The sequence below is a fragment of the Oceanobacillus saliphilus genome (genome assembly GCF_023522835.1).
GTDB lineage: Bacteria > Bacillota > Bacilli > Bacillales > Amphibacillaceae > Oceanobacillus > Oceanobacillus saliphilus.
This window is the reverse complement of the sequence record NZ_JALCZU010000001.1, coordinates 339,687-365,480: the sequence shown is the minus strand read 5'-3', so window position 1 is coordinate 365,480 and position 25,794 is coordinate 339,687. Positions and strand designations below refer to the sequence as shown.

Annotated in this window: 25 protein-coding genes; 17 read left to right on the top strand and 8 right to left on the bottom strand. The window is 41.4% G+C overall.

The features are described 5' to 3' along the window. Positions 1-75: 75 nt before the first annotated feature. From spoIID to MN204_RS01520, 8 genes are all read left to right on the top strand, one after another. Positions 76-1,263, top strand: coding sequence for a stage II sporulation protein D (gene spoIID / locus MN204_RS01555; protein WP_249869307.1), 1,188 nt, complete (start codon positions 76-78; stop codon positions 1,261-1,263). Between the two features lie 453 nt (positions 1,264-1,716). Beyond that, a complete protein-coding gene (spoIIQ, locus tag MN204_RS01550; protein WP_249869306.1) occupies positions 1,717-2,568 on the top strand; it encodes a stage II sporulation protein SpoIIQ in 852 nt (283 codons plus the stop codon). A gap of 194 nt (positions 2,569-2,762) precedes the next feature. After that, on the top strand, positions 2,763-3,782 hold the full coding sequence (locus tag MN204_RS01545) for an AimR family lysis-lysogeny pheromone receptor (protein ID WP_249869305.1): 1,020 nt from the start codon (positions 2,763-2,765) through the stop codon (positions 3,780-3,782). Between the two features lie 443 nt (positions 3,783-4,225). Further along, the gene (spoIIID, locus tag MN204_RS01540; protein ID WP_249869304.1) at positions 4,226-4,507 is read left to right on the top strand and encodes a sporulation transcriptional regulator SpoIIID; all 282 of its coding nucleotides are present in this window, start codon (positions 4,226-4,228) and stop codon (positions 4,505-4,507) included. Positions 4,508-4,872: 365 nt separating this feature from the next. Then, positions 4,873-5,874, top strand: a complete 1,002-nt coding sequence (locus MN204_RS01535) for a rod shape-determining protein (RefSeq protein ID WP_249869303.1) — start codon at positions 4,873-4,875, stop codon at positions 5,872-5,874. A gap of 132 nt (positions 5,875-6,006) precedes the next feature. After that, entirely contained in the window at positions 6,007-6,816 is an 810-nt protein-coding gene (locus MN204_RS01530) for a flagellar hook-basal body protein (protein WP_249869302.1), read from the top strand. 57 nt (positions 6,817-6,873) lie between these two features. Then, positions 6,874-7,707 carry a flagellar hook-basal body protein gene (locus MN204_RS01525; RefSeq protein WP_249869301.1) on the top strand — a complete coding sequence of 278 codons (834 nt, stop codon included), beginning with the start codon at positions 6,874-6,876 and terminating at the stop codon, positions 7,705-7,707. Positions 7,708-7,869: 162 nt separating this feature from the next. Beyond that, positions 7,870-8,223 carry a DNA-directed RNA polymerase subunit beta gene (locus MN204_RS01520; protein ID WP_249869300.1) on the top strand — a complete coding sequence of 118 codons (354 nt, stop codon included), beginning with the start codon at positions 7,870-7,872 and terminating at the stop codon, positions 8,221-8,223. Between the two features lie 97 nt (positions 8,224-8,320). On the opposite strand, the gene MN204_RS01515 is transcribed toward MN204_RS01520, so the two are convergent. Next, positions 8,321-8,467: a lmo0937 family membrane protein gene (locus MN204_RS01515; protein WP_249869299.1), complete on the bottom strand. Its 147-nt coding sequence runs from the start codon at positions 8,465-8,467 to the stop codon at positions 8,321-8,323. Positions 8,468-8,661: 194 nt separating this feature from the next. Between MN204_RS01515 and fabZ the strand changes: the two genes are divergently transcribed. Both fabZ and MN204_RS01505 read left to right on the top strand, forming a co-directional pair. Next, positions 8,662-9,084, top strand: coding sequence for a 3-hydroxyacyl-ACP dehydratase FabZ (gene fabZ / locus MN204_RS01510; RefSeq protein ID WP_249869298.1), 423 nt, complete (start codon positions 8,662-8,664; stop codon positions 9,082-9,084). Between the two features lie 217 nt (positions 9,085-9,301). Beyond that, positions 9,302-9,460 (top strand): hypothetical protein, encoded by a 159-nt coding sequence (locus MN204_RS01505; protein ID WP_249869297.1) that lies wholly within the window; start codon positions 9,302-9,304, stop codon positions 9,458-9,460. 149 nt (positions 9,461-9,609) lie between these two features. Here MN204_RS01505 and MN204_RS01500 read toward each other — a convergent pair whose 3' ends face one another. Both MN204_RS01500 and MN204_RS21220 read right to left on the bottom strand, forming a co-directional pair. Beyond that, positions 9,610-9,792, bottom strand: coding sequence for a YjfB family protein (locus MN204_RS01500; protein ID WP_249869296.1), 183 nt, complete (start codon positions 9,790-9,792; stop codon positions 9,610-9,612). A 106-nt stretch (positions 9,793-9,898) separates the two neighbouring features. Beyond that, on the bottom strand, positions 9,899-10,030 hold the full coding sequence (locus MN204_RS21220; protein WP_306798546.1) for a hypothetical protein: 132 nt from the start codon (positions 10,028-10,030) through the stop codon (positions 9,899-9,901). Between the two features lie 340 nt (positions 10,031-10,370). Between MN204_RS21220 and MN204_RS01495 the strand changes: the two genes are divergently transcribed. From MN204_RS01495 to MN204_RS01475, 5 genes are all read left to right on the top strand, one after another. Beyond that, on the top strand, positions 10,371-10,847 hold the full coding sequence (locus MN204_RS01495) for a competence protein ComK (RefSeq protein WP_249869295.1): 477 nt from the start codon (positions 10,371-10,373) through the stop codon (positions 10,845-10,847). Positions 10,848-11,334: 487 nt separating this feature from the next. Beyond that, positions 11,335-12,210, top strand: coding sequence for a TetR/AcrR family transcriptional regulator (locus MN204_RS01490; RefSeq protein WP_249869294.1), 876 nt, complete (start codon positions 11,335-11,337; stop codon positions 12,208-12,210). A 27-nt stretch (positions 12,211-12,237) separates the two neighbouring features. Further along, entirely contained in the window at positions 12,238-13,092 is an 855-nt protein-coding gene (locus MN204_RS01485) for an efflux RND transporter periplasmic adaptor subunit (RefSeq protein WP_249869293.1), read from the top strand. A gap of 3 nt (positions 13,093-13,095) precedes the next feature. Then, positions 13,096-16,149 carry an efflux RND transporter permease subunit gene (locus MN204_RS01480; RefSeq protein ID WP_249869292.1) on the top strand — a complete coding sequence of 1,018 codons (3,054 nt, stop codon included), beginning with the start codon at positions 13,096-13,098 and terminating at the stop codon, positions 16,147-16,149. Between the two features lie 638 nt (positions 16,150-16,787). Continuing rightward, a complete protein-coding gene (locus MN204_RS01475; protein WP_249869291.1) occupies positions 16,788-17,090 on the top strand; it encodes a hypothetical protein in 303 nt (100 codons plus the stop codon). Positions 17,091-17,240: 150 nt separating this feature from the next. Here the strand turns inward: MN204_RS01475 and zwf are convergent, their stop codons facing one another. From zwf to MN204_RS01450, 5 genes are all read right to left on the bottom strand, one after another. Beyond that, a complete protein-coding gene (zwf, locus tag MN204_RS01470; protein WP_438804682.1) occupies positions 17,241-18,716 on the bottom strand; it encodes a glucose-6-phosphate dehydrogenase in 1,476 nt (491 codons plus the stop codon). A gap of 137 nt (positions 18,717-18,853) precedes the next feature. Further along, positions 18,854-19,291 (bottom strand): threonine/serine exporter family protein, encoded by a 438-nt coding sequence (locus MN204_RS01465; protein WP_249869289.1) that lies wholly within the window; start codon positions 19,289-19,291, stop codon positions 18,854-18,856. A gap of 23 nt (positions 19,292-19,314) precedes the next feature. Beyond that, complete coding sequence (locus MN204_RS01460) at positions 19,315-20,061, bottom strand: threonine/serine exporter family protein (protein ID WP_438804681.1); 747 nt, start codon at positions 20,059-20,061, stop codon at positions 19,315-19,317. 91 nt (positions 20,062-20,152) lie between these two features. Next, positions 20,153-20,554 carry a hypothetical protein gene (locus tag MN204_RS01455; protein WP_249869287.1) on the bottom strand — a complete coding sequence of 134 codons (402 nt, stop codon included), beginning with the start codon at positions 20,552-20,554 and terminating at the stop codon, positions 20,153-20,155. Positions 20,555-20,670: 116 nt separating this feature from the next. Beyond that, complete coding sequence (locus MN204_RS01450) at positions 20,671-20,817, bottom strand: hypothetical protein (RefSeq protein WP_249869286.1); 147 nt, start codon at positions 20,815-20,817, stop codon at positions 20,671-20,673. Positions 20,818-20,863: 46 nt separating this feature from the next. On the opposite strand from MN204_RS01450, the gene MN204_RS01445 reads away from it, so the two are divergent. Further along, positions 20,864-21,952: a glycosyltransferase family 4 protein gene (locus MN204_RS01445; RefSeq protein WP_249869285.1), complete on the top strand. Its 1,089-nt coding sequence runs from the start codon at positions 20,864-20,866 to the stop codon at positions 21,950-21,952. A gap of 485 nt (positions 21,953-22,437) precedes the next feature. Further along, on the top strand, positions 22,438-25,554 hold the full coding sequence (locus tag MN204_RS21215) for a S8 family serine peptidase (RefSeq protein WP_306798545.1): 3,117 nt from the start codon (positions 22,438-22,440) through the stop codon (positions 25,552-25,554). The last annotated feature ends 240 nt before the right edge of the window (positions 25,555-25,794 follow it).

Sequence of the window (25,794 nt, the reverse complement as noted above, 5' to 3'; positions counted from 1 at the left end):
TCGCTCCCGGATGTATAAATTGATTAGTAGGGAAGATAGATGACCCTAATTAATTCGCTGCAAAGGGGGAAGGCCGTGAAAAAACACCATACAGTACCAAAAGCATGGAAAAAGAAGAAATCCTCATTAAAAAAGCAATTAATGAAAAGCCAGCAGTTGAAATTAAAACAAAAGCACTCAACTGAACAGCCAGCACCAATTCGAAAAATAATTCCCTTGAAAAATAGAAAAACACGCTATTTCAATAATCGGAGAAGTCGTCCGTGGAAATTACCACTCGCATTGAGCTTTTCTGTTTTGCTTTTGTTGATCCTGGCAATCCCTGCCCTGATTGTTGCTTTCTTTGGGGAAAATTCAAAATTAGATAGTGCATCGGTGGAAATGGAGAGAGAAGAAACGGTAGAAATGGAATCTTCACCTGTTTCCGTAGCCGTCATGCGATCAACGGTTGACACTGTGGAAGATATTCCTCTGGAAACCTATGTTGCCGGAGTGGTTGCCTCAGAGATGCCTACGGAGTTCGAGTTGGAAGCTTTAAAAGCACAAGCACTGGCAGCTAGAACATTTACCGTCAACCATCTGCTTCACGGCAATCAAGCAGCCAATTATGATTTAACGGATACCGTCCAGCATCAGGTCTATAAAAGTGATCACGAGCTGCAACAGGAATGGGGCAGCGCCTATACCGAGAAAATGAGCAAAATTAAAGAAGCGGTTAATGCGACAAAAGGGCAGATTCTGACCTATAATGACGCACCAATCACCGCAGCATTTTTCTCAACAAGTAATGGATACACCGAAAACTCCGAGGACTACTGGGAAAATGAATTATCCTATTTAAGAAGTGTCGAGAGTCCATGGGATATTGAATCACCAAAGTATCTCGGACAGCAAACATTCACGATCTCCCAAATTGAAGAGTTACTTGAACTGAAACTGCCAAAGGATTCACCTCTATATATCGAGCTTGACCGAACCGGAAGCGGCCGTGTAAGTGAGCTTGGCATTGAAGGATATACATTTACGGGCAGGGAAATCCGAGAAAAGCTTGACCTGCAATCGAGTGACTTTAGTATCAAGCAAAACAATGGCCATCTGATTTTTACAACAGAAGGCTACGGACACGGCATCGGCATGAGCCAATACGGCGCCAATGGTATGGCAAAAGAAGGAAAAACCTATGAAGAAATCGTAAAATATTATTATCAGGATATCGATATCAGCACAATCAACGAAGCAGTACCAGCCCTCGTCTCCAGATAGACGAGGGTTTTTAGCATGAGCTGTAACAGAGATTCGCAGCCAAACGGGAGAGCCCGAGCTTAATTCGGGAGAGGGCACCGTCCAAACGGGAGAGAGCACCGCCCAAACGGGAGAGCCCCCCGCCCAAACGGGAGAGAGCACCGTCCAAACGGGAGAGCACCAGCCTAATTCGGGAGAGGACCTCATCCAAACGGGAGAGCGCCCGGCCCAAACAGGAGAGGACCCCGTCCAAACGGGAGAGCACCCAGCTCAAACGGGAGAGCCCCCCGCCCAAACGGGAGAGAGCACCGTCCAAACGGTAGAGCCCCTCGCCCAAACGGTAGAGTCCCCACCCTAATCAACCACTTACCTTCCCCCATTCTATTAAAAAAATGCACAAATTCTATAAATTTTTTATTCTGAATGTATATATTTTGATTTTTCTGCTCACAATGATTGCTGAGGTGATTAATTATGAGTGAAGAGTTTAAAGGCGGTCCAAAAAATAAATGGAGTCGCATTTACAGAAAGAAATGGTTTTTCCCAGCTGTCTATTTGACGATTGCAGCAATATTACTGTCGGTTGTAGTGTGGTATCAAAATCTGGATAATCAAATCCCTGATGCCGCAGACGATCAAGATCTTCTTTCAGAGGATTATGCCCCAGTACTAAATGAACAGGATGCAGAAACAGTAATCGAGCAGCAGGAGTTAATTCAGATGCCGGTGGTAAACATGGATCAAGCTGAAATCGTAACTAAATTTTTTGACTACAACGCAGAACAAGAAGATCGCGAGAATGCATTGGTACTTTACAATAATAGATTCTATCAAAGTACCGGTGTCGATATCGCATCTGCCAGCGCAGAGACATTTGAGGTTATCGCAGCATTAAGTGGTACAGTGGAAGAAGTGAAAGAAGACCCATTATTAGGAAATGTAGTCGTTCTAACCCATGATGATGATGTGAAAACCTATTATGCCAGCCTGGATGAAGTCAGTGTTACTGTAGGATCCAAGTTAAAGCAAGGCGACAAAGTAGGAACAGCAGGTAAGAGCCTGTTTGGAAAAGACAACGGCATACACGTGCATTTTGAAATCAGAAAAGACGGGAAAGAAATGAACCCGGAAAGTTATTTCAATCAGCCTGTAAGCAGTTTGGGAAGTATTACTGAAAATGCGGAAGAAAATTCTGCAGTAAGTGAAGAGTCAGATTATCCGGATGATTCAGAGGAAGTAATTGATGATGAAGATACTCCAGAAGATGATTCTGAAGAAACCGAAGAAGACCCAATTGATGATGAAACAGAAGAAGAAGATGAGTAATAAAAAAAGCCTGGGCACTGATAAAGTGTCCAGGTATTTTCCTGATTTGACGACAAATAATGAATAAAATGAATGAACATTCATGCGGAAAATGTCGAACGATAACGGCTATTTTCAATGGAAAATTATGCTATTATATTATTGTTCCATAAAATAGAGGCAATTTTCCGGAAATAGGAAAAGGAGGGGTGAGAATGATGCCGGTAAAGTTTACGACTTCAGAATCGGAGCTGTCTTTGACCCAAATGATAATGACTTTGACTCAGGAACATGGTAGTGAATTGTCCAAGAATATGATAATACGTTTCTGCCTGGAGTCTCCTTCAAAAGATATACAGAAAAAAGGCATGGAATATTTATTTATAAATGGATATTTTAAAGAGCTTGAAATGCTCATTCAAAAAAATTTAGAGTCGGATAATCCTTCCAACAGGTTATGGGGTTCCATTTACCGTATAATGTTTGACCAAACGATAAGAAAGGACAACCCCAATGTTACACTTCAAAAAATAAAGCAATTCACGGATAGATATTCAACTAGCGAGCCGGAATTATTGTTTTTACTTGATCTGATCGAAGAAAAATCGTATCATCTCCTGTGTCAATTTGACCGAATAGGCAAACTGATGGTGACCTATCAGCAATATTTTTCCAATATAGAAGAGCGATTTATACTGAACAGTTTCAAAATAAGAGTATACAAAATCAATATCTACTATCATATTGTAAGAAACGAATTAATTATGGCAAGAAAATATGCATATCGAACATTAAACATGGTAGATAGCTCACTAACCCACGCTATTGTGCACACGTATTTAGGTGTGTCCTATACTTTCGATACATATGAAAAGGGTATGCCCCATCTGCAAAAGGCACTGGAAATTTCAAAAGAATTGGGCATGAAATATTTAATCGATATCCTTGAAAATTATAACATTCCATTTATGGCGGCACATTTCAATAGGGTAGATAACATTACAAGCAACTATATAGGTGCACAAGCCCATATCGAAATTGCAAAAGGAAATAATGAAAAAGCGATACAGCTTCTCAATGAGATACCGGATAAAAATCCCTTCCAGCTCTACTATTTAGGAAAGGCGAAAAAAGATAAGAGCATTTTAATCCAATCCTATAATCACTTTATCGAAAAAAGAAGTGACTTTTTCTTCAGCAAACTTCCAATGAACGCCTATAAAGAATTAGATTAATAATTTCTGCAAGCAGGCCGCTGCCTTGTCATACGATATGACAAGGCAGCGGCTATTTTTTCAGATGGAAAAGTTGCATAAGTGCAACGATCGCTGTCACCGAAAAACGGTTTACAATCACGTTTTCTAATTGTCCGAAAAAATACATCTTGTCCTTCCCGTGAATTGTACGAATTTAATCATAAACCGTAAACAATTCTAATAAGATGTTACAAACCATGCAATCGAATTGTCTGAGGTGAGAGCTTGTGTGATGTTGTAATATTCTCCTTTCTGCTTGCTCCACATGGAATATTCACCCCACAGCCGTTTTTGATCCATACCAATCGGTGATACATACCCAATATTCTTTTTGTAGCGAAGTTCATTGAATTCTCATATCCGTATGAACGACATGTCTCGGCCCGCACCTCGGAACTAAACAACTTAGGGAGGCGAACGGTGTGCATGATTACATCAAAGAGAGAACAATCAGGATAGGAAGACATGTCGTGGAGACAAGGAAAACTGTCCGAACGATAGCGAAAGAATTTGGTGTCTCCAAAAGCACAGTCCATAAAGATCTGACAGAACGCTTACCGGAAATAAATCCTGAACTAGCTAACCAGGTTAAGGAGATTCTCGAATATCATAAAGCAATACGACACCTAAGGGGAGGAGAAGCAACAAGACAAAAATATAAAATAGACGGCAAAAAAGAACCCCAGGAAAAACCTGCTGGCTGATTCCAGAGATAAGAATTTTGGTTTGGACAACTAATTATTGGGGGAATTTGTAAAACGGATGACATGTACGAAAAGGAAAGGAATACCCACTAATCCGCGAAAGCCACTAACAACCCTCAACCACAAAAACACACGCAGCAGCTTAGTCCAGTATCGCCTGGCTAAGCCCTGCTGTGTTTTTCATATCCCCCAAAACAGAAGGAATATCGACATCAATCGCTACCTCGATTAAAAATCCGTTATTTTTTAACCTAAAAAGTTCATCAAAATGCAGTTAATTGTAGGAATTTGTGGTAAAATATTATACTAGTAGCATTATGTCTAAATGACAGTGCAAGTTAGTAACGCTGGGAGGATCTAGATACATGTTTTCTAGAGATATTGGAATCGACCTTGGAACTGCCAATGTTCTGATTCACGTAAAAGGTAAAGGAATCGTTTTAAACGAACCATCCGTCGTCGCAATGGACAAGAACACAGGAAAAGTGCTTGAAGTCGGAGAAGAAGCACGCCGCATGGTTGGACGAACACCAGGAAATATTGAAGCTATCCGTCCCTTAAAGGATGGAGTTATCGCTGACTTCGATGTGACAGAAGCAATGTTAAGGCATTTTATAAATAAAATTAATGTAAAAGGGATTCTTTCTAAACCGAGAATGCTTATTTGCTGCCCGACAAACATTACGAAAGTGGAGCAAAAGGCAATCAAAGAAGCTGCAGAAAAATCCGGAGGCAAGAAGGTTTATCTCGAAGAAGAACCAAAAGTGGCCGCAATTGGAGCTGGAATGGAAATCTTCCAACCAAGCGGTAACATGGTTGTTGATATTGGTGGTGGAACTACCGATGTTGCTGTCCTTTCCATGGGCGGAATTGTTACATCCGAATCCATTAAAATGGCCGGTGACAATTTTGATATTGAAATTCTGCAATACATAAAGAAAAAATATAAGCTTCTCATTGGGGAGCGTACTGCAGAGGATATTAAAATCAATGTTGCAACAGTATTCAAAGATTCCCGTAACGAAACAATGGATATTCGCGGGCGTGACATGGTGAGCGGACTTCCCCGCACCATTACAGTCGGTTCTGAAGAAATTCAGAGTGCACTGAACGAATCCGTTTCAGCCATTGTACAGGCGGCAAAATCTGTACTTGAACGTACACCACCAGAATTATCTGCGGACATTATTGATCGTGGTGTTATTCTGACCGGCGGTGGCGCCCTGCTTCATGGCATTGATCAGCTTTTGGCTGAAGAATTGAAGGTTCCTGTATTTATTGCTGAAGATCCAATGGATTGTGTTGCAAAAGGAACTGGAATCATGCTTGAAAATATTGACAAGATAGAGCGCAAAAAAATCATTTAATCTAATTCATTCAAAAAGCGACCTGCCACTAACAGGTGCTTTTTGAATCTTTAATTTAAAGCTTATTTACCCGGGATACACGTAACGTAAACCTGTTTTTAGAAAACTACCTGGTTAAAGGGGGAGAACGTATTGTTAAGAGGTTTTTATACAGCAGCCAGTGGAATGATCACCCAGCAGCGCCAGCAGGAAGCATTGTCAAATAATATAGCCAATGCGAATACGCCAGGTTACAAAGCTGATCAAACGGCAATTCGCGCTTTTCCAGAAATGCTGCTCAGCGAAATGGGTTCATCCAAAAACATCCCAACATCCCAAGGCGGTCTGAATCTTCCTGTTCACAATACCATCGGTTCCATTAACACAGGGGTATATGTGCAGGATATCGCCCCGAACTTTAAACAGGGAGATGTAAGGGAAACAGGCATAACAACGGATCTCGCTATTATTAATGGAACATTGGCGGACGAAGAAGGATTTTTGTTTTTTACTGTACAAAACGATGCCGGTGAAGTCAGATATACACGAAACGGTAATTTTACGGTTGATGGTCAAGGTTTTCTCGTCACCAATCACGGCTATTATGTGCTTGATCAGGCAGGTAACGCAATCCAAACAAATGGAATGGAATTTACCGTGATCCCTGAAGGTGCATTACAAACACCAGAGCAGACAACACCTCTTGGAATTTCATACACTGCAAATGTAAATACACTTACAAAAGAAGGAAATGACCTGTATGCCGGTGAAGCAGATGCGATACCGGTAGGAACAACTTTTACTGTCGGACAAGGCGTTCTGGAGCAGTCAAATGTTGATGCATTGCAGACGATGACAGACATGATGAATGCTTACCGTATGTTCGAAACGAATCAGCGGGTACTGCGGGCATATGATGAAAGTATGGGGAAAGCTGTTTCGGAAATCGGACGTATTGGCTAAGTAAAAAAATGCTTGGTTGATGTCGTGAACTTATCGTTCTGAAGGAGGGACTAAATCATGTCTCAAATGATGATACAGGCAGCTGTTACGATGAACCAGCTGCAACAGAAGCTCGATTTAATCGGAAATAACATGGCAAATAGTCAGACAACCGGATATAAAACGCGCCAAGCTGATTTTTCTTCCCTGCTTTTTCAACAGGTGAATAACCTGTCCGATCCGGCGAACGCAGAAGGCCGCTTGACACCAGATGGCATCCGAGTCGGTTCTGGAGCAAAATTGGGCTCCACAACGCTTGACCTGTCCATCGGTTCGATTGTTGAAACAGGTAGAGTGCTTGATGCTGCATTACTTCAGGACAATCATCTTTTTCAAATCCAAGTGAATGAAAATGGCCAGGAAAACACGCTATATACAAGAGATGGCTCATTCTTTCTCAATCCTATAAATAATAATCAGGACCTCATGCTAACAACTGGGGATGGCAATCCTGTACTTGGTCAGAATGGTCCTATCATACTTGCAGAAGGATTTGATGCCATCGATATCCGTGAGAATGGACAACTTATTGTCACTCGTGGCGGACAGACTGCGGTGGAAGCACAGCTGGCTGTCGTTGAGGCAGTTCGTCCAAGATTGCTTGAAGCAGCAGGGCAAAATATGTTCCGACTGCCTGATACAGAAAATCTCGGGTTTAATGCGGATGAAATCATTCAGTTAACAGAACCAAATGCCACGATCATCCAAAGCGGTGCACTGGAGCAGTCAAATGTCGATATCTCTCAGCAAATGGCAGATTTAATATTGGCACAGCGTTCCTATCAGTTCAATTCGCGAACAATCTCAATGGGAGACCAAATGATGGGTCTCGTAAACCAGTTAAGATCCTAAATAGGGCCAATAGATTATTGTGACAATACGAAATACTATGTAATCACCAATTGTTATGTTAAACTTCAACTATAAAGTGAAACTTCACTCAGTGGAGATCTAACTGTCCGGTAATGCGGGATAAATGTGTCGCGATTTAGAAGGAATAAGGAGCAACAAACTATGTCAACAAACCAATCAGAAAAACAGTCAAGAAGGACATTGAAAGAAGAAAAGCGTGCTGCGAAAAAAACGTCGCCACACAACAAGTCCGAGAAGACTGATTCAAGTACTGACAAGCAGTCCAGAAAACAGCAGAAAATTAAACAAAAAGAAGAAAAAAGGAAAAATAAAAAGCCCAGACGCCGTATTTTTCCAATTTGGCTTCGAATTATTGTCGTGTTAATTATCGCTGCAGCTGCATTGATTGCCGGATTGATGATTGGCTATGGTGTCATAGGTGACGGTGTCCCGACAGATGCCCTAAAAAAAGAAACCTGGCAGCATATTGTAGATATCGTTACAAAAGTTGAATAGACCCGAGGTTTTATCAGACCCAAAAAGCATTTCATCCTAGAATCAAAGGTGAAATGCTTTTCTTTTTGCCTTCTTTTTACTTTACTCGTTTAGCTTGCTAAGGTGCCCTTCTGCCGGTTACAAGGTTGATAATTAAAACGATCAATGCAATGACAAGCAATAAGTGAATTAAGCCACCACCGATTTCAAATCCGAATCCAAGTGCCCACATTACAAGTAAAACAATCAGGATTGTCCAAAGCATTGTATCCCTCCTTTTAATACAAGATTTCTTGGCAAGTAAGGCATTCGCCCAAAAAGCTTCGTAGTTGCACGTTTTCTAACCGAATGGTACATAAGTGATTCGTGCTATGTCTAACTAATACCTCATTTTGCTTTCCTTGAAACATTTCTTTGATATAATGACAAATAGTACAAATAGTAAAGGAGAACAAACCTATGTTGAATATCGAACAAATTAAAGAGATCATACCTCATCGCTATCCATTTTTACTAGTGGACAAGGTTACAGAGATGGAAGAAGGAAAACGCGTTGTAGGCTTAAAAAATGTTACCATTAACGAACCATTTTTCCAAGGGCATTTTCCGGATTATCCTGTAATGCCAGGAGTTTTAATCGTCGAGGCACTTGCCCAGGTTGGTGCAATTGCTGTACTAAATATCGAAGGCAATAAAGGGAAAATCGGCTTCTTGGCAGGCGTGGATAAATGTCGCTTTAAACGTCAGGTCAAGCCTGGAGATCAACTGAAACTTGAAGTGGAAATTCTACGCATGAAGGGTCCAATCGGCAAAGGAAAAGGCATCGCAACGGTGGATGGCGAACTTGCATGTGAAGCAGAAATTACATTTGCGATTAAATAAGGTAACACCACATAAAGAAGCAGTCATGGAATCGAACTATCATTCCAAATAGATAGAGAATGGAAGTTACGGTTATCGTCTTTCATCGACCAATAACGGAATAATAAAAAAGGTAGTCAAAAATTTTTATGGGCATCCGATTAAAAAATAAGTATTTCTTCTATGAATTTGGTTAAGCTAATTGCGATAGCGAACATCAAAAAGGAGGAATTCTATCATGAATAAAAAATTGCTAATCAAATTAGGTGCACCTATTCTGGCATTTTCCTTAGTCGCAGCATGCGGAACCGGTGACCAGCAACAGCAACCGCAACAACCACCGGAAGAAGCACCGTTAAATCAGGAAGATGGCGGCATGCAACAGCCTAATCAATAATAAGCTTTGAAAATGCACCAAAACAAGAGTGAGGTCTGGAGTCTCCATTAGAGGCATTGCAACGATGTTTTCGAATCAAACCTCATACTTCTACCTAAAAAAGCAGAACAGCCCTGATTCCAAGGTGTTCTGCTTTTCTAAAACCATTATTATAATTTTACATCGATTTGATTGCCCAATGTTGGATGGACGGGGACAGTTTCCTGCATCATTTCCATTAACTGAGACCCCTGTTGTTCAGCAAGGTTCATGATATTATCCATAATCTTAATATTTGCGCTCTGAGCGACTTTGCTATTAGACATAACGATAGATAAAGCAGCGATATCCATTGCTTAACCCTCCAATAATCAACTTCTTAGTCAAAGCATACCATAGAAGAGCGAAAAAAAGTATAAGCATCGATTTTCATCCAATGCTTATACCACGATAATACCTTTATTGATCATCTTTATCTTTTTTCTCCTCGTTCCCTTGTGCTTTCTCCATCTTATTCGATTGTAACTGTGATCCTTTTTCAGTATCTCGATCATCCTGTTGTATATTTCTATCCTTATTTTTATCAGCCATATCATTGCCTCCTTTATATTTATGTGCTTTTCTATATATGACTGTACCCGTAAAAAGTGGAAGAAAAACAAATTGTCATTTCAGATTATTTTCAACTAATTTAGTGAATTTTTACGATAATTCCTCCATATACGCATCGGAAAGTTATAAATAACCTATGGTAGAACTATGTAAATATCCTCATTTTTATCAAGGCTAGTAAGGCGATTATTAATAAATTTATAAAGTGTAAACCAATTAAAACAATTGTACTTAATTTATTGGTGCGAAAATTGGAAATTTATTATAAAATAGTCTTAGAAACTTAAGCGGGGAAATACGTTGGGTTTATGGAGATGATATGAATGTACTCTATCTTGTATCAAAAGATACAAAAGCAATAATGCCAGCACAATCTTCCTATTTTCGTACAAAAGTATTAGAAGGTAACACCGAGAAGCTATCCGTTCATAGAGCGGAGCAAATAATTGATAACAGTTGTATCATTCACGGTGCCAACCTCATCGGAAGAAAAGAAACCGTCAAAAACATCCTGAATTCAACCTCCAAATTGCCGGTCCCCATATCCCCAGAAAGAGGGATATTCATGTTTCCAACAGCATCCGATAAAAATAAAGATTGCGTTTGGGTAGCATTTCATCATGTGAAAAACTACGTACAAAAAGGAAGTAAAACATACATAGAATTTTATGATGGTACCGGGATCCTCGTGAATGCTTCCGAAAAGACCATCGACAGTCAGTACAAAAGAACAAGCCAAGTCATTGTGCATTACAATAGGAGAATGCTCTTTGGATCAGGCAAAAATATATGGTAACTGCTGGCAATCCCCGCTGCCAGTGGTTTTCATCTATTCAAGAAATGTTCATAAATCCGTGACATTTACCCGGATTTACGGGTATAAGATACCCACTGAGTGTAGGTTCCTGTTACCCGAGCTTGCATATTTGATGGAAAGACATATATAATAAAACAGCTAAATATTTTTACTAACCATTTATGACTGACCGGTAAGTCAGTTTGTCCAAACAGGATATTTCTAATGAGAAAAGAAAGTATAAATTTTGGCAGCAATTAACTTTTACACATAAACAGCCACGTCCAGCTCCAGCGCCCAGGGACTAGCGAGACTTCCTTCACCTCCGTACGATAAGTCAACATCGGCTCCTTACGGTCGCCGTGTTTCCTTTATCTCCTACGCCTCAGTCCAGTCCGTACGTCCCTAAACGGGCGCTTGCGCTTTTGTTCGCATAAACGAAACTATTCACAAGCTTTAATCGTACATAAAGAAACAGGTGATCATGTTGAATGAAAAGAAAAGAAAACTAATTGAGGCAGGAATGAAGTTATTTTCTGCAAAAGGATACCATCAAACCTCGATTCAAGAGATTGCTTCTGCAGCAGGTGTTTCCAAAGGTTCTTTTTATCTATATTTTGACTCAAAAGAACAATTTATCACGACTGCAATCCAGCATTTTTACATACAGATGACGGATAAAATGAAGCAAATCAGAGAAGCAAACCTGAATCCCAGGGAAAGTTTTGAGATGCAAATTAATACGATCATTGATTACGTTTATACGTACAAAGATTTCATCATCATGCATGTGAGGGAAAATATTTCAATTGGTGAGCAAACAGATAAAATGATGGAACATATGAAAATTTCTAGTTTCCAAAACTTAAGGGAAAATCTTCTCGAAATTTATGGGGAGCAAATAAGGGAAATGATTGTAGATGTCGTCATTCAAATCGATGGGTTGATTAATGCTTATTCCAAATGGATTGTTATTGATGAGATTGCAATCGATAGAGAAAAGATTGGCCCCTTTCTCGTCAGACGACTGGATGACATTGTTTCAGGAATGCTTAAACATCGGGAGGTTCCATTAACATTCGTTACTGAAAAATTCCGTAATGAACTGAAATATGGGAGTGAGATTGACCCCTCTATGGCAATTGTCTCAGCCATGAAAGAAAAGGTTTTGAAGATGGAACCAGGTACAGAAAAAGTGAAGCAATTATTGGATGCGATGCAGTTACTTGAAACAGAGCTGTCAAAAGAGGAAACGCAACCGATTATCATTCAAGGCTTACTTGCCCATTTCAAAGAGATACCTGAATTGACTTTGGAATGTGAGCAGCTGGCAAAAACGATGAAAATAACATTATTAAAATAAGGAACCGTTATGGAAGGAGCACCATTCATGAAGAAAATGCGATTCGGTTTAGCTGCAATGTTAATGATGGGAATACTTGCAGCATGTACAGAGGAAGATGCGGCAGAAGAAGTCGAGGAACGTATTGTTCCAGTTGAAACTGCTGAGGCAGAAACAGGGGATTTAGTAGTTGAAAAGACAATCTATGGCCGCACAGCGCCAAACAGCACTACCCCAATTATGCTGCAGGCGCCTGGTGAAGTAGATGCATTGGAAGTTGAAAATGGAACATTCGTTGAAGAAGACGACCTGATCGCGAAAATTTCAACTGCTGCAGGAATTCAGAACATCCGTGCATCAAAAGACGGTGAAATTATTCAACTACAGGCTGCAGAAGGGGAAATGGCAACAAGCGAGGAGCCTTTTGCAATCATTGCCGACATGAACGAAATGAAACTGCAATTTTCCGTAACGGCAAGTGTCCGGGCACTGATTACGGTTGACGACACATTTACGACAGTGATAGAAAATCAGGAATACGAAGTAACCATCACAGAGGTCAATGTCATGCCGGATGAGACCGGTTTATATCCAATTGAAGCCACTGTTGAAAATGAAGAATCGGAAATCTTACCAGGACTGATTGCCGTATTGAACATACCCGAGAAGAAAATAGAAGATTCCATTCTCGTTCCAACATCTGCTGTTGTCTATGAAGATGATCTTCCCTTTGTCTATATCATAAATGATGATAGAGCTGAGAAAGTGGAAATAAGCATAACGGAAACACAAACCGATAAATCTGCAATAGAAGGCGACGTTCAGCCCGGTGACCAGATTGTCATCACCGGTCAATTGACACTATCCGATGGTGATCAAGTGGACGCTGCGAAAGGGGAGTAAGTTTTGAAGCTTGTAAATACAGCCGTTAAGCGTCCTGTAGGGGTCATCATGATTGTCCTTGCCATTATAGCTCTTGGGATTGTATCTGTTCGAAGCTTGGCAGTGGACCTTTTTCCAAAAATTGATTTACCGATTGCTGTCGTCGCAACCAGCTATCAGGATGCCGCACCAGAAGATGTAGAGAACTTAATCAGCAGACCAATCGAGTCCTCAATCAGTACCGTGGAAGGAATTGATACCGTTCAATCACAATCACAATCAGGGTCATCCCTCGTGGTGATGATGTTCAAAAATGGCACAGATCTTGATCAGGCATTACTCGATGTCCGGGAAAAGATCGATCAGGTAAAAGGTTTTCTGCCCGATCAAGCTGGCGAACCGAGCATTCTTAGATTCAGCCCTGATTCCCTCCCTGTTGTCTGGCTTGGCTTGACGGGCGAAGATGCTGCGAAATTGACTGAAATTGCGGATGAACAAGTCGTTCCCTACTTCGAACGCCAAGGCGGTGTCGCTTCCGTAACGGTGGAAGGTGGAAAAGTCCGCGAAATCCAGGTGGAACTAAATCAGGCAAAAATGCAGCAATATGGTGTCACAACCCAAGGGATTATCCAGGCAATCAGCAGCACAAACAGTTCAGCCTCTGTAGGTACGATTGAAAAAGGCAATCAGGATCTTCAACTCAGAGTAACGGGTGAGTTTGAAACATTGACTGATATTGAGGAAACAATCATCCAAACCGAAACTGGTGCTACCGTACTAGTAGAGGATATTGCAGAGGTAAAGGATGCTTTTAAGAAATCATCTTCAACTACATTGGTAAATGGCGAACCGTCCGTCGTTTTATCGATTATGAAACAAACCGACGCCAATACGGTTGAAGTTGCAACAAATATCCAAGATGCCCTCGGGGAACTCCGCGCAGATTTACCTGAAGGAGTAAACGTGGAAACCATCATAGATACATCGGAGTTCATTCAATTATCGATTGATTCCGTCATCATCAATATTATTATCGGTGGAGCCATTGCCGTTTTCGTCCTGCTTCTCTTTTTGAAGAGCATTCGTGCAACGATCGTAATCGGTTTGGCCATACCAATCGCACTCATATCTACATTCGCACTGATGTACTTTACCGGACAAACATTGAATGTCCTTACACTTGGCGGGTTGGCACTAGGAATTGGGATGATGGTGGACAGTTCCATTGTTATTTTGGAAAACATCTACTCTTATCGGAAAAAAGGATACAGTCTATTTGATTCGGCAACTAAAGGTGCCTCTGAACTTGCACCTGCCGTTATCGCATCCACGACAACAACATTGGTCGTATTTCTGCCCATTATTTACGTGGAGGGACTTGCATCCGATCTATTCACACCACTCGCATTGGCAGTATCCTTTTCGTTGATTGCATCCCTTGTTGTTGCAGTCACATTAGTTCCAATGCTTTCTTCCAAACTGCTTTCCAAAGCAATGGAAGATAGTGGGCGTAGATACTGGTTTGACCGTTTTCTGGACAGCGTAAGAAATAAATATGGCAGGGGACTGAAGGGTACGTTAAAATTCCGTAAAACGACTGTATTCATTACCATCCTCGCCATCATTGGCAGCCTGGCATTGATTCCGTCCATTGGTGCAGAACTGATTCCATCTTCTGACCAAGGGCAGGCACAGATTGTCGTGGAAACAGCTCCAGGAAGCAGTCACGATTACACAACAGGCATCGTGGAACGAGTAAATGAAGTTATCGGCGAGTATGCCGATGTCATTGACGTAAGCTATGTAACAATCGGGGGAACAGGATTCGCTGCCGGCAATGAGGCAACATATACCATTCAGTTAATCCCCACAGCGGAAAGAGACCGATCCACATCGGAAGTGGTGAAGGCAATGGATGAACAATTCCAGCATATTGCAGGAGCGGACATCACCGCCAGTGTACTTGATGGTGGAATGAATATGGGCGACCCAATTCAAATTCAAATCAATGGGCCGGAACACGAAGTTTTACAGGAGATCTCCAAACAGGTAGTTGCAGAGATTTCCACTGTGGATGGCGTATTCAATCCAACATCTGCAGCATCTGAAGGAGTACCGCAGATGACGATCTTGATTGATGAAGGTGCAGCAGCGGCCTATGGATTGACCCAGGAACAGATTACCGGACAAATTCAATTGCAGTTTACTGGCCAAACAGCAACACAGTTCCGCGAAAATGGCCAGGAAATGGATGTCACATTGCTCTATCCAGAAGATGAGCGCAGCACCATTAATGACTTACAAGACATGAAAATCCAATCACCTGCGGGAGCAAGTCTCCCACTTCAGGAAGTTGCCGAATTTGTGGAAATACAAGGACCTGCTTCCTTAATGAGAGAAAATCAGCAACCACAAATGAACGTGTCAACCGATATTATCGGTCGTGATTTAGGCAGTGTTGCTGACGACGTCGAGACGAGACTAGATACGATGAATCTCCCAGAAGGTTACAGCATAACAATGGGCGGGCAAGCACAGGATATGGCGGAATCCTTTACTGACCTAGCCATCGCATTGATTTTCTCCATTTTCCTTGTCTATGCCGTGATGGCAATACAGTTTGAGAACTTCCTGCAGCCATTCATTATTATGTTTGCATTGCCAACGACCATCATTGGTGTCATTGGCGGATTGTTCTTCACAGATCTTGCATTGAGTATTCCCGGATTTATCGGAATAATTATGCTCGCGGGGATCGTTGTAAATAACTCCATCGTCCTCGTTGACTATATTAATATCCTAAGAAGAAGGGGAATGGAAAGAACCGATGCCATCTTGGAGGCAGGCCGAAACAGACTCCGTCCCATTTTGATGACGACCCTTACAACCGTACTTGCCATGATCCCATTGGCAATCGGATTTGGGGAAGGCGCCGAAATGCAGCAGCCGCTTGCAGTCACAATTATCTTTGGACTATCCGTTTCAAGTGTATTCACACTGTTCTTCGTACCTGTCATATACACATTCTTTGACGATCTAAGCGCAAAATTCACCGGCAGGAAGAAGAAAGAAGCCTAAGGAGAATTTTTCGTATTAAAATAGCAATAAACAAAATCGCAAGTGGATTCACTTGCGATTTTTTTGTGGGTAGGAAATACAAACTGCATCATGATGGGCAAGTTTTGATCGTTGTTGGATTGAATTAAGACATTCATAGTTGCGATGAAGGTTATTTGCTTGGGTTTAGAAAGGAGAAATGAACTTCATAAGCGTGATGAAGGTTATTTTCTTAAGTTTAGCAAGGAGGATTGATCTTCATACCTGTGATGAAGGTCATTAGCTCAGGTTTAGAAAGGAGAAATGAACTTCATAAGCGTGATGAAGATCATTTGCTTAGATTTAGAAAGGAGAAATGATCTTCATACCTGTGATGAAGATCATTTGCTCAGGTTTAGAAAGGAGAAATGAACTTCATAAGCGTGATGAAGGTCATTAGCTCAAGTTTAGAAAGGAGAATTGATCATCATAACCATGATGAAGATCATTTTTAACCCGAAAAAGTACCCGTTAAAACATACGAGGCTCTCCTTCTTAGTGGATCCTCATTCAATGGATGTGTCATTTTGCTGGAAACGGGGAATAGTAAACTCTGAACTTATTCGTTACAGTTAAAGCTGTAAACAATATAATAAGGAACTTGCAGGAGGCGAGTGATTTTGTCGATATCACGAATTTTAAAATGGGTCACAGGAATATTTGAAGCACTGCTTGGGTTCCCGATATTGGGAGGTATGTACGTCCTTGCGAATGCATGGACACCGCTTTTTGTCATGCTGATCCTTCATATTATTACCTTGATTTTTACAAAAAGAGTCAATGGATCAATCGTAGGAAATGTATTTGGAATCATCACATCACTGATCGCTTGGATTCCACTTGTAGGTATGGTTATGCATCTTATCACTGCCATTATTCTTATTCTTTCGGCATCAAGACCAGAGAGGAAGCAGTTTGTGTAAGGTATGGGAGGCAGCCTGAGATACTGGCTGTGACCCATTATAAAAATAAAGGCCAATGCATGTAGTAAAATGCATTGGCCTTTTCCATTAAGATTTAAGATAGAATACCTCTACCTAAGCAGCGCTGATAACATCAGCGGTTGCGCTAGATTAGATTGACCACCAGTGGAATCCATCTTTAGCGAGCAATTCGTCTGCGGCATCGGGACCCATGGAGCCAGATTTATAGTTAGGGAAGCCTGCACCATTCGTTGACCAAACATCCAAAATAGTATCAACGAACTTCCAGGAAAGGGCAACTTCATCCCAATGGGTAAAGTTGGTTGCATCGCCGACCATGCAGTCATATAAAAGTTTCTCATATGCTTCAGGAGTATTGATGCCTGAAACTGCATTTTGGTTGTAGGCAAGCTGAATCGGCTGGGCAAGTGCACCGGATCCTGATTTCTTGGCATTCAGACAAAGCGTGATACCTTCGTCGGGCTGAATGTTAATGATCAATAGGTTCGGATGTCTGTCTTTATCCTTTTTATAATACAAATTCATTGGAATATCTTTAAACTCGATTACAATCTTTGTTGATTTTTCTGCCAGGCGCTTTCCAGTTCGAATGTAAATCGGAACGCCGGCCCAACGGTAGTTATCAATCAATATTTTCCCGGCTACAAATGTTTCCGTATTGGATTCACTTAGCTCATCCGCTTCATCACGGTAAGCTGGAACGGCCTTACCTTTCATTTCTCCGCTGTCATATTGGCCTCGAACAAAGAAGTCATTCACTTTATCTTTGTCCATATTTCGAATCGCCCGTAGAACTTTAATTTTCTCGGAACGAACTTCTTCTGTCGTCAAACTAATCGGAGGCTCCATCGCAAGCAACGCGACCATTTGCAGCATATGATTCTGAACCATATCCCTTGTAGCACCGGAATGATCATAATAGCGTGCCCGCTCTTCAACTCCCAGTGTTTCACTGGAGGTAATTTGAATGTTGGAGATGAACCGGTTATTCCATAAATGCTCAAAAATGCCATTTGCAAAACGGATAACCTCGATATTTTGAACCATTTCTTTTCCTAAATAATGATCTATTCTGTAAATCTGCTTCTCATCGAAAGCAGCGCGCAATTCCTTATTCAATTTTTTCGCTGATTTTAAATCGACTCCAAAAGGCTTTTCAATCACAAGACGTGACCATCCCTCTGAATCCTTCAAGCCATTTTCCTGCAGTTTATTGGCAATCGTGCCAAAAAATTCAGGAGCCATTGCCAAATAGAAGACGCGGTTGCCTTCTGTGCGATATGTACCTTCCAAATCACTTATTAGTGTATTTAAACCACTGTAGGAAGACTCGTCTGTCACATCAAACGGCTGGTAGTAAAAATGAGATGTGAATTCCTCGAGATCTTCTTCCGGGGAGAATGCATCATCAATTGATTTCGTAACATTTTCACGCAAAACCTCATCTGTCCAAGGACGCCGTGCCAAACCGACAACAGCAAAGTTCTCACTGATTTTCCCGCTCTTGTATAGGCGGTAGATGGAAGGGAATAATTTGCGCTTAGCTAAATCTCCTGTTGCTCCGAATATTACAATAACTACTTTTGGTTGCAGCTGATTACTCATCATTGAAATCCTCACTTCTTATCAAAATATATTTCTATTCTATAGGAAAAAACGAATTAATCAACTAATGGGATTGGAAAAGGGATCTTGTAAGGAAAAATCCCATCTATCATCCTACTCGGGAGAGCACCCTCGCCCTACCCCCTCAACCTCCCAACCTTCCTCACTACCTGATTAACCACTTCCGAAAACATCAGTCCAATTGCAATTCCACCTGCCAGCAGGATGACTTGGGTAGAAAGCTGAATGGCGGTGTAATAGTCATTTTCCACAAAATGACGCATGGCATTATAGGCAATTCCTCCTGGTACGAGTGGAATGATGCCTGATACATTGAAAATGATGATCGGCATTTTATAGTATCTGGAACAAATATGGCTCAGTAAGGCGACGAGAATGGCGGCAAAAATCGTAGCTGGAACGACATCCATACCACGCTCCACAAGAAAATAATATAAAATCCAGCCAAACATTCCGACCAGGCCACATTGAATCAGGGAGTTTCTTGGTGCATTAAATAAGATTCCGAAACCGGATGCTGCAATAAAACTTGTTATAAGTTGTGTAATGACCATATTTTCCCTCCTAAACCGATTCCCTATACAAATGCATAAATGATGGCAACCCCGGCTCCAATGGCAAAGGCTGTCAACATTGCCTCCACACCTTTGGAGAGACCGGAAACTAAATGCCCTGACATCAGATCCCGTATGGCATTTGTAATATGAAGTCCGGGAACGAGTGGCATAACCGCCCCGATAATGACCATATTCAGGGCGTTGCCGAATCCCATGCTGACAAATAAATATGCAGATGCACCGATAAGGAACGCTCCAAAAAACTCAGCAAGGAAGCGGATTTCCACGACACGTTCAAATGTAAGCATTCCGGTAAAACCAAGCGCACCAGCAATGAGGGCAGGCAGGAAATCCTCCCACGTTCCTCCGAACATGATCGTAAAACAGCCACTGACTAGTGCCGCGGCAATAATTTGAACCCATGCAGGATACTCAGAATTTTCACGTTCAATTGCTTTAAGCTGCCTAAACGCTTCATGAATGGGAATAGATCCAGCCGTTAGTTTTCTCGAGACATCATTTACTTCCGCTATTTTATGTAAGTCCGTTGAGCGCTTCAGGATGCGAAGTGAATTTGTTGTAGCGGCAACATCAACGGAAAAATTAATTCCAGTAGGCGTAGCATAACTTTGCGGGTTTTTAACACCTAAAGAAGAGGCAATCCGATTCATCGTATCTTCCACGCGGTTTGTCTCAGCACCACTTACAAGCATTATTTTACCTGCCAACATACATATTTTTTCAATTGTAATTGTTTCTTCCAAGATGACACCAGCTCTCAAATTCGATTATTCTTTATTATAAGGTTTAGATTACTTGAATGAAAGAAAAAAATGCTCCCTCGAAGGGCAGCATTTTTTAAGCAGCATTTATAAACATAAAAACGAGAGCAATTAGCGGAATGGCATTTGCGATCCCAAGAGCAATGAATGAAAAACTAGTTACAGCCTGTTTCTGATCTTCCTCGACATCGACACTCCTTTGTAGAAAGATAAAGATAGCCGCAAATACCATCATTATCATAACGATCCCTGCCGGAACATACAGATCTTCCATCGGTACCGGCTCTGCATTAATTAGTGCAAAGACAATCATAATAATGGGAATACTTTCGCTTATAGCGGCTCCAATAAAGAAGTTACTTTGTGCTTTTCCCATCTGTTCGGGGTCTCTTTTTATTTTATCTAGGTTAATTTTAAAAGCGATAATAATTCCAGTAACTGCAATAACCGCCGCAACAGCCAATAAGTAGGCAAACATACGAATTCTCCTTTCAACAAGTCTGATAATTCAAAATCCCAAAGCTAATCGTAGCATAAGTCAGAAAGGGTGTCATTGGCAAGAGGGAAAATGAACAAAAATTTTTCAGAGATGCTTCAACTATCGACAGAAACCGCAAACACAAGCGCAATATAATTTGCTAATACCAACGATGTTTGGGTATAATTTAAGGAAAATACAGCATAAAAAGCGAGAGCGTTTACAGGCTGGTGCTCCAGTCGGACGATAAAAAATGTACTCATTCCAGTAACATCATGGACTGTCATCCAAGAACAGTAGGAGAATTCTATGTTTAACTATGTCGATTTATTTATCGCTTTCTTGATTGCGCTAATTTCGTCGTGGCTGATTACCTATCCGGTGAAAAAGTTTGCGGTTAAATTTGGTGCAATGGATAAACCAGATAAACGCAAAATCCATATAAATGAAACGCCAAGACTCGGTGGATTGGCTATATTTTTTGGTGCTCTGTTAGGGATGCTCTATCTGCAACCACAGCATGAGCATTTAACTGCCATACTCATCGGTTCGATTGTCATCATTATTACCGGTGCGGTTGATGACCGATATACGATCAAACCCTATCTCAAACTAACGGGACAATTAATAGCAGCCATCTTGCTCATCTACTCGGGGCTTATTATTGAACGAATCACCATTCCAGTATTCGGCGTCATCGAGCTGGGATTTTTCAGTACGCTGATCACGTTGTTGTGGGTGGTCGGAATTACCAATGCCATTAACTTAATTGATGGTTTGGATGGCCTGGCGACAGGTGTATCAACAATTGCCATGACAAGTATCTTTATTATGGCAATTTCGGACACACAAATTCTCGTTGCATATCTTTGTGCAGTGTTGATAGGGTCAAATCTAGGTTTTCTCTATCATAATTTTTACCCTGCAAAAATCTATATGGGCGATACCGGATCAAATTTCCTTGGCTATATGATTGCAGTGATCTCCATGCTCGGGCTGTTTAAAAATATTACATTCTTCAGCTTTATCATACCGGTAATCGTATTGGCCGTACCGATTTTTGACACACTCGTAGCAATGATCCGCAGGGCATACAATAAAGAGAGCATCATGGCAGCAGACAACAAACACCTTCATTACCAGTTGATCAAGGCAGGTTATAGCCACCGGAAAGCAGTCATCATCATTTATGTTTTCAGTGCGCTGTTCGGATTGATGGGAATATTATTCTCCAATGCCAATCTGACCGTTTCACTTATTATTACGCTCGGTGTCCTCCTGCTTCTGTACATCTTCACGGAACTCGCAGGACTTGTCATGGGCGGTAAACGGCCGGTAGTCGATACACTGAGAAAACTAAAAAAGAAAATGCGGCTCTCTGAAAAAAATAGATCATGAGGCCCTTAGCAACCCTGATTTCAACGTGGAAATTGGTGCAAGGTAGCGTGGAAAGCGTTATTTTTGGATATTGTGATGCCCATTGCTGAATCCGAGCTGACAATTGTTGGCTTCGAGCGGGGAATTGACCGGCAGACAGTGCTTTCGTCAGATTCCCATATTATTACCTGGATTCGGATTAGAATCGTCACCGCCACTATCATTCTGCCCCGGTAAAAGCTGCTACCCGCTTAACTACCCAATAAGACTTCCTAAATACAAGGAAGTCTTATTTTTTTCGACATAATTCGGAGAGTGACAGAACCGCTTTTCCGGCACTCCTTTCCCACCGTAATTCCCTACTTATTTCCTATGTCTTATTACACTGTTTGATTGGATAATTTTTCTATATGATTAATATATCTGAATATTAAGTCTCATAGAATCTGCTAGTAGAGCACTTTTATTCGGAATCTAGCAATATACTAAAAATAAGGGGGAAAAGTATGCTGAAAAGAGTTGGAACGTTGGTATTGGCAGTCTTATTAGTTTTTAGTAATTTCTCTTTTGCGAGTGCGATGGTCAAAACCGCACCATTGCAAAAGAAAGAGAACCTAGTTACGGAAGAAATTAAGGAAACCGTTGATCCAAATGAGAAATTACGGATTATCGTGGAAATGAATGAAGAAGCACCAATAAAGAAAGCTACACAAAAAGGTGTTAAATATGACAAGCTGGATAAAGCAGAGAAGAAGCAGTTGGAAAAAGCTGCAAAGGCCCAGCAAAAAGCAGTAAAAGATAAGATGAAAGGCAAACACATAGAAGCGGAATACCTAGAAGAATTTACAGCTGTCGTGAACGCTTTTAGTGCCGAAGTAAAACAAGGTGATATCGAGGAAATCGAATCAATTCCTGAGGTTAAAGGCGTATATATCGTCAATAAATATGATCGCCCAATCGCAGAACCGAATATGAATTACAGTAAAGAATTGGTACAAGCCCAGCAAGCTTGGCGTGATTATGGCTATAAAGGGGAAGGCATGGTCGTCGGAATCATTGATACCGGTATCGACCCGAGCCACCGCGATATGGTTCTTACTGATAATGAAACTGGCAAACTGACTGTAGCGGAAGTAAATCAACTCGTCAGTGAGGAAGAAATGCCAGGACAGTTTTACACGGAAAAAGTCCCATACGGCTACAACTACATGGATGACAATGATGAAATTCGTGAAATCCACGCAGCAGCCAACTATCATGGCATGCACGTTGGCGGAACAGTTGCAGCAAATGGGGATGAAGCAAATGGCGGTATTTTAGGTATCGCACCGGAAGCACAGCTTTTGGCTTTGAAAGTTTTCGGAAATGACCCGGAAATACAGTACACGTATGGGGATATTTACATTCGAGCAATTGATGATGCCATTAAGCTCGGTGCAGATGTACTGAATATGAGTCTCGGTTCGGCATCAGGCTTTGTTGATCCTGAATCACCGGAGCAGGTGGCAGTAGCCAATGCAGTTGATAACGGCGTATTGATGTCCATTTCTGCTGGAAACTCAGCATTGTTTGCAGATGGTTATTTCTATCCATATGCATCCAACCCGGATTACGGGGTAAGTGGTTCACCAGGGGTATCCTATCAATCACTGCAAGTAGCTTCCTTTGAAAATTCATTCATGGAAGTGGACGCATTAGAATATGCCATCGATGGAGAAACAGAAGTGGCTGCATTCCTTTCTGCAAGCAGCACACATCCGAATGATGTCGAACAAAAATCTTTTGAGGTCGATGAAGCAGGACTAGGATATCCAGCAGATTTTGATGGAAAAGATGTTGAAGGGAAATACGTGCTCATTCAACGTGGCGTAATCCCTTTTACTGAAAAAGCTCTCAACGCACAAGATGCTGGCGCAGCAGGAGTAATCATCTACAACAACACCGATGGAATGGTAAGTATGGCTACAGGTGCTGCCATTACAATTCCACAGTTATTTATGCTAAAAAGCGATGGGGACGCGCTTGTGGCGGCGGTTCAAGATGGACAAGCAGTTACACTGAATTTTACAGGAAACCAAACGACCATTAACAACCCAGATGCCGGGAAAATGAGTGCCTTCACATCTTGGGGATTGACGCCAAACCTTGATTTCAAACCAGAAATCACGGCACCAGGCGGGCAAATTCTTTCCACACTTAATGATAACAAATACGGATTGATGAGCGGTACGTCAATGGCTGCCCCACATGCATCCGGTGGCGGTACACTTGTCCTGCAACGTGTTGATGAAGAATTTGGCTATGAGGGAGCAGAACGCGTAAATCTGACTAAGAATCTATTAATGAATACAGCGGATCAAGTAGAGTTTGATGGTGCACTTGTATCCCCTCGCCGACAAGGTGCAGGTATGATGCAGATTCATGCAGCACTTTCTACGCCAGTAGTTGTTACAGAATCAGCAACGAATGAAGCAAAAGTTGCCTTAAAAGAGGTAACAGAAAACCAAGTGACGTTTGAGCTAACTGCTGAGAACTTCTCGGACGAAGCAGTTACGTATGACGTACAGGCTAATGCGCAAACAGATACTCCGGTAAATGCAGGTATTCTAGTGACTGCACCGAACTTATTTGGAGCGTTGGAACTGGATGACGTTGCAACAGTAAATGGTGAATCTGTAAGTACAGTAGAGGTTCCTGCAAATGGCTCGACATCATTTGAAGTTACGATTGATGTCAGTGACTGGAATGCTGACCTGAACAGCTACTTCACAAATGGATACTGGCTGGAAGGTTTTGTAACATTAACAGACCCAACCGATACGAATCCAAAACTAACTGTTCCATATGTCGGCTTTAAAGGTGCATGGGACGCGGCACCAATCTTTGATACACCAATGTGGGATGCTGATACGTATTATGGCATGACTGGCGTAGGGACTTCTCTTGGCGGGGGCAGCTATGGATTTTTAGGATATGACGCAGTTACAGATTCTTATGACCCTTCAAAAATAGCAATCTCTCCAAATGGGGATGGTGTCCAGGATGACGCACTATTAATTCTGTCATTCCTAAGAAATGCGAAGGAAGCTAATTTCAATGTTCTTGATGAAAATGGAAATGTCGTGGAGACGATTGCAAATGAGCAGTTCTTAAGAAAAGACTATTATGACGGCGGAAGAGCATCTTATTATAAATTATCCTCCGACTGGGCATGGGATGGAACAATCGATGGCCAACCGGCTCCAGAAGGGCAATATTATTTGCAAGTGGAAGCGGTAATCGATTTTGAAGGAGCTGAATCTCAAACATTCGAATTGCCGGTAATTGTCGATACAACCCCACCGGAAGTCGAAGCGGAGATTAACCGTGAACAAAGAGAGGTTTCATTAAGAGTAACGGAAGAAGATGGAAGTGGAATTGCTTCATGGCAAGTCTCTGTTGATGGAGAGCCTGTAGCGGAAGAGCCTATGATTAACGAAACAGAATTTGAGTTGACAGATATCCACCCAAGTCAGGTCGTAACGGTACAAGTTATTGACCACGCAGGAAATCTGACTGTGGAAAACGTTATGGGACCTCAGGGGAAAGCGAAAGGAAAAGGAAAGAAAAAAGTAACGAATTAAGCAAATGAAAACTAAAACAGCCGGTGCTGAATATCAGCGCCGGCTGTTTATATTTACAAGATAAGTGCAATGAAGTCATTTGCAAGTTTTCTAAAATAGCTTATTCAATAATTTTAAAATAACGGAAAATTAGCCGTAATTGAGAAAAAGGAAATAAGGTTATTTATAATTTTCTAATAAATCTGGACATTGGCTATTGAATCCAATATACTGGATTTATATTATTAAAGGAGTGATTCA

Excerpts from the sequence above, each read along its gene's own strand:
- spoIIQ (WP_249869306.1), top strand. The coding sequence starts at position 1,717 with ATGAGTGAAGAGTTTAAAGGCGGTCCAAAAAATAAATGGAGTCGCATT.
- MN204_RS01545 (WP_249869305.1), top strand. The coding sequence starts at position 2,763 with ATGATGCCGGTAAAGTTTACGACTTCAGAATCGGAGCTGTCTTTGACC.
- MN204_RS01535 (WP_249869303.1), top strand. The coding sequence starts at position 4,873 with ATGTTTTCTAGAGATATTGGAATCGACCTTGGAACTGCCAATGTTCTG.
- MN204_RS01525 (WP_249869301.1), top strand. The coding sequence starts at position 6,874 with ATGTCTCAAATGATGATACAGGCAGCTGTTACGATGAACCAGCTGCAA.
- MN204_RS01520 (WP_249869300.1), top strand. The coding sequence starts at position 7,870 with ATGTCAACAAACCAATCAGAAAAACAGTCAAGAAGGACATTGAAAGAA.
- MN204_RS01515 (WP_249869299.1), bottom strand. The coding sequence starts at position 8,467 with ATGCTTTGGACAATCCTGATTGTTTTACTTGTAATGTGGGCACTTGGA.
- fabZ (WP_249869298.1), top strand. The coding sequence starts at position 8,662 with ATGTTGAATATCGAACAAATTAAAGAGATCATACCTCATCGCTATCCA.
- MN204_RS01505 (WP_249869297.1), top strand. The coding sequence starts at position 9,302 with ATGAATAAAAAATTGCTAATCAAATTAGGTGCACCTATTCTGGCATTT.
- MN204_RS01500 (WP_249869296.1), bottom strand. The coding sequence starts at position 9,792 with ATGGATATCGCTGCTTTATCTATCGTTATGTCTAATAGCAAAGTCGCT.
- MN204_RS21220 (WP_306798546.1), bottom strand. The coding sequence starts at position 10,030 with ATGGCTGATAAAAATAAGGATAGAAATATACAACAGGATGATCGAGAT.
- MN204_RS01495 (WP_249869295.1), top strand. The coding sequence starts at position 10,371 with ATGAATGTACTCTATCTTGTATCAAAAGATACAAAAGCAATAATGCCA.
- MN204_RS01485 (WP_249869293.1), top strand. The coding sequence starts at position 12,238 with ATGAAGAAAATGCGATTCGGTTTAGCTGCAATGTTAATGATGGGAATA.
- zwf (WP_438804682.1), bottom strand. The coding sequence starts at position 18,716 with ATGAGTAATCAGCTGCAACCAAAAGTAGTTATTGTAATATTCGGAGCA.
- MN204_RS01465 (WP_249869289.1), bottom strand. The coding sequence starts at position 19,291 with ATGGTCATTACACAACTTATAACAAGTTTTATTGCAGCATCCGGTTTC.
- MN204_RS01455 (WP_249869287.1), bottom strand. The coding sequence starts at position 20,554 with ATGTTTGCCTACTTATTGGCTGTTGCGGCGGTTATTGCAGTTACTGGA.
- MN204_RS01450 (WP_249869286.1), bottom strand. The coding sequence starts at position 20,817 with ATGAGTACATTTTTTATCGTCCGACTGGAGCACCAGCCTGTAAACGCT.
- MN204_RS01445 (WP_249869285.1), top strand. The coding sequence starts at position 20,864 with ATGTTTAACTATGTCGATTTATTTATCGCTTTCTTGATTGCGCTAATT.
- MN204_RS21215 (WP_306798545.1), top strand. The coding sequence starts at position 22,438 with ATGCTGAAAAGAGTTGGAACGTTGGTATTGGCAGTCTTATTAGTTTTT.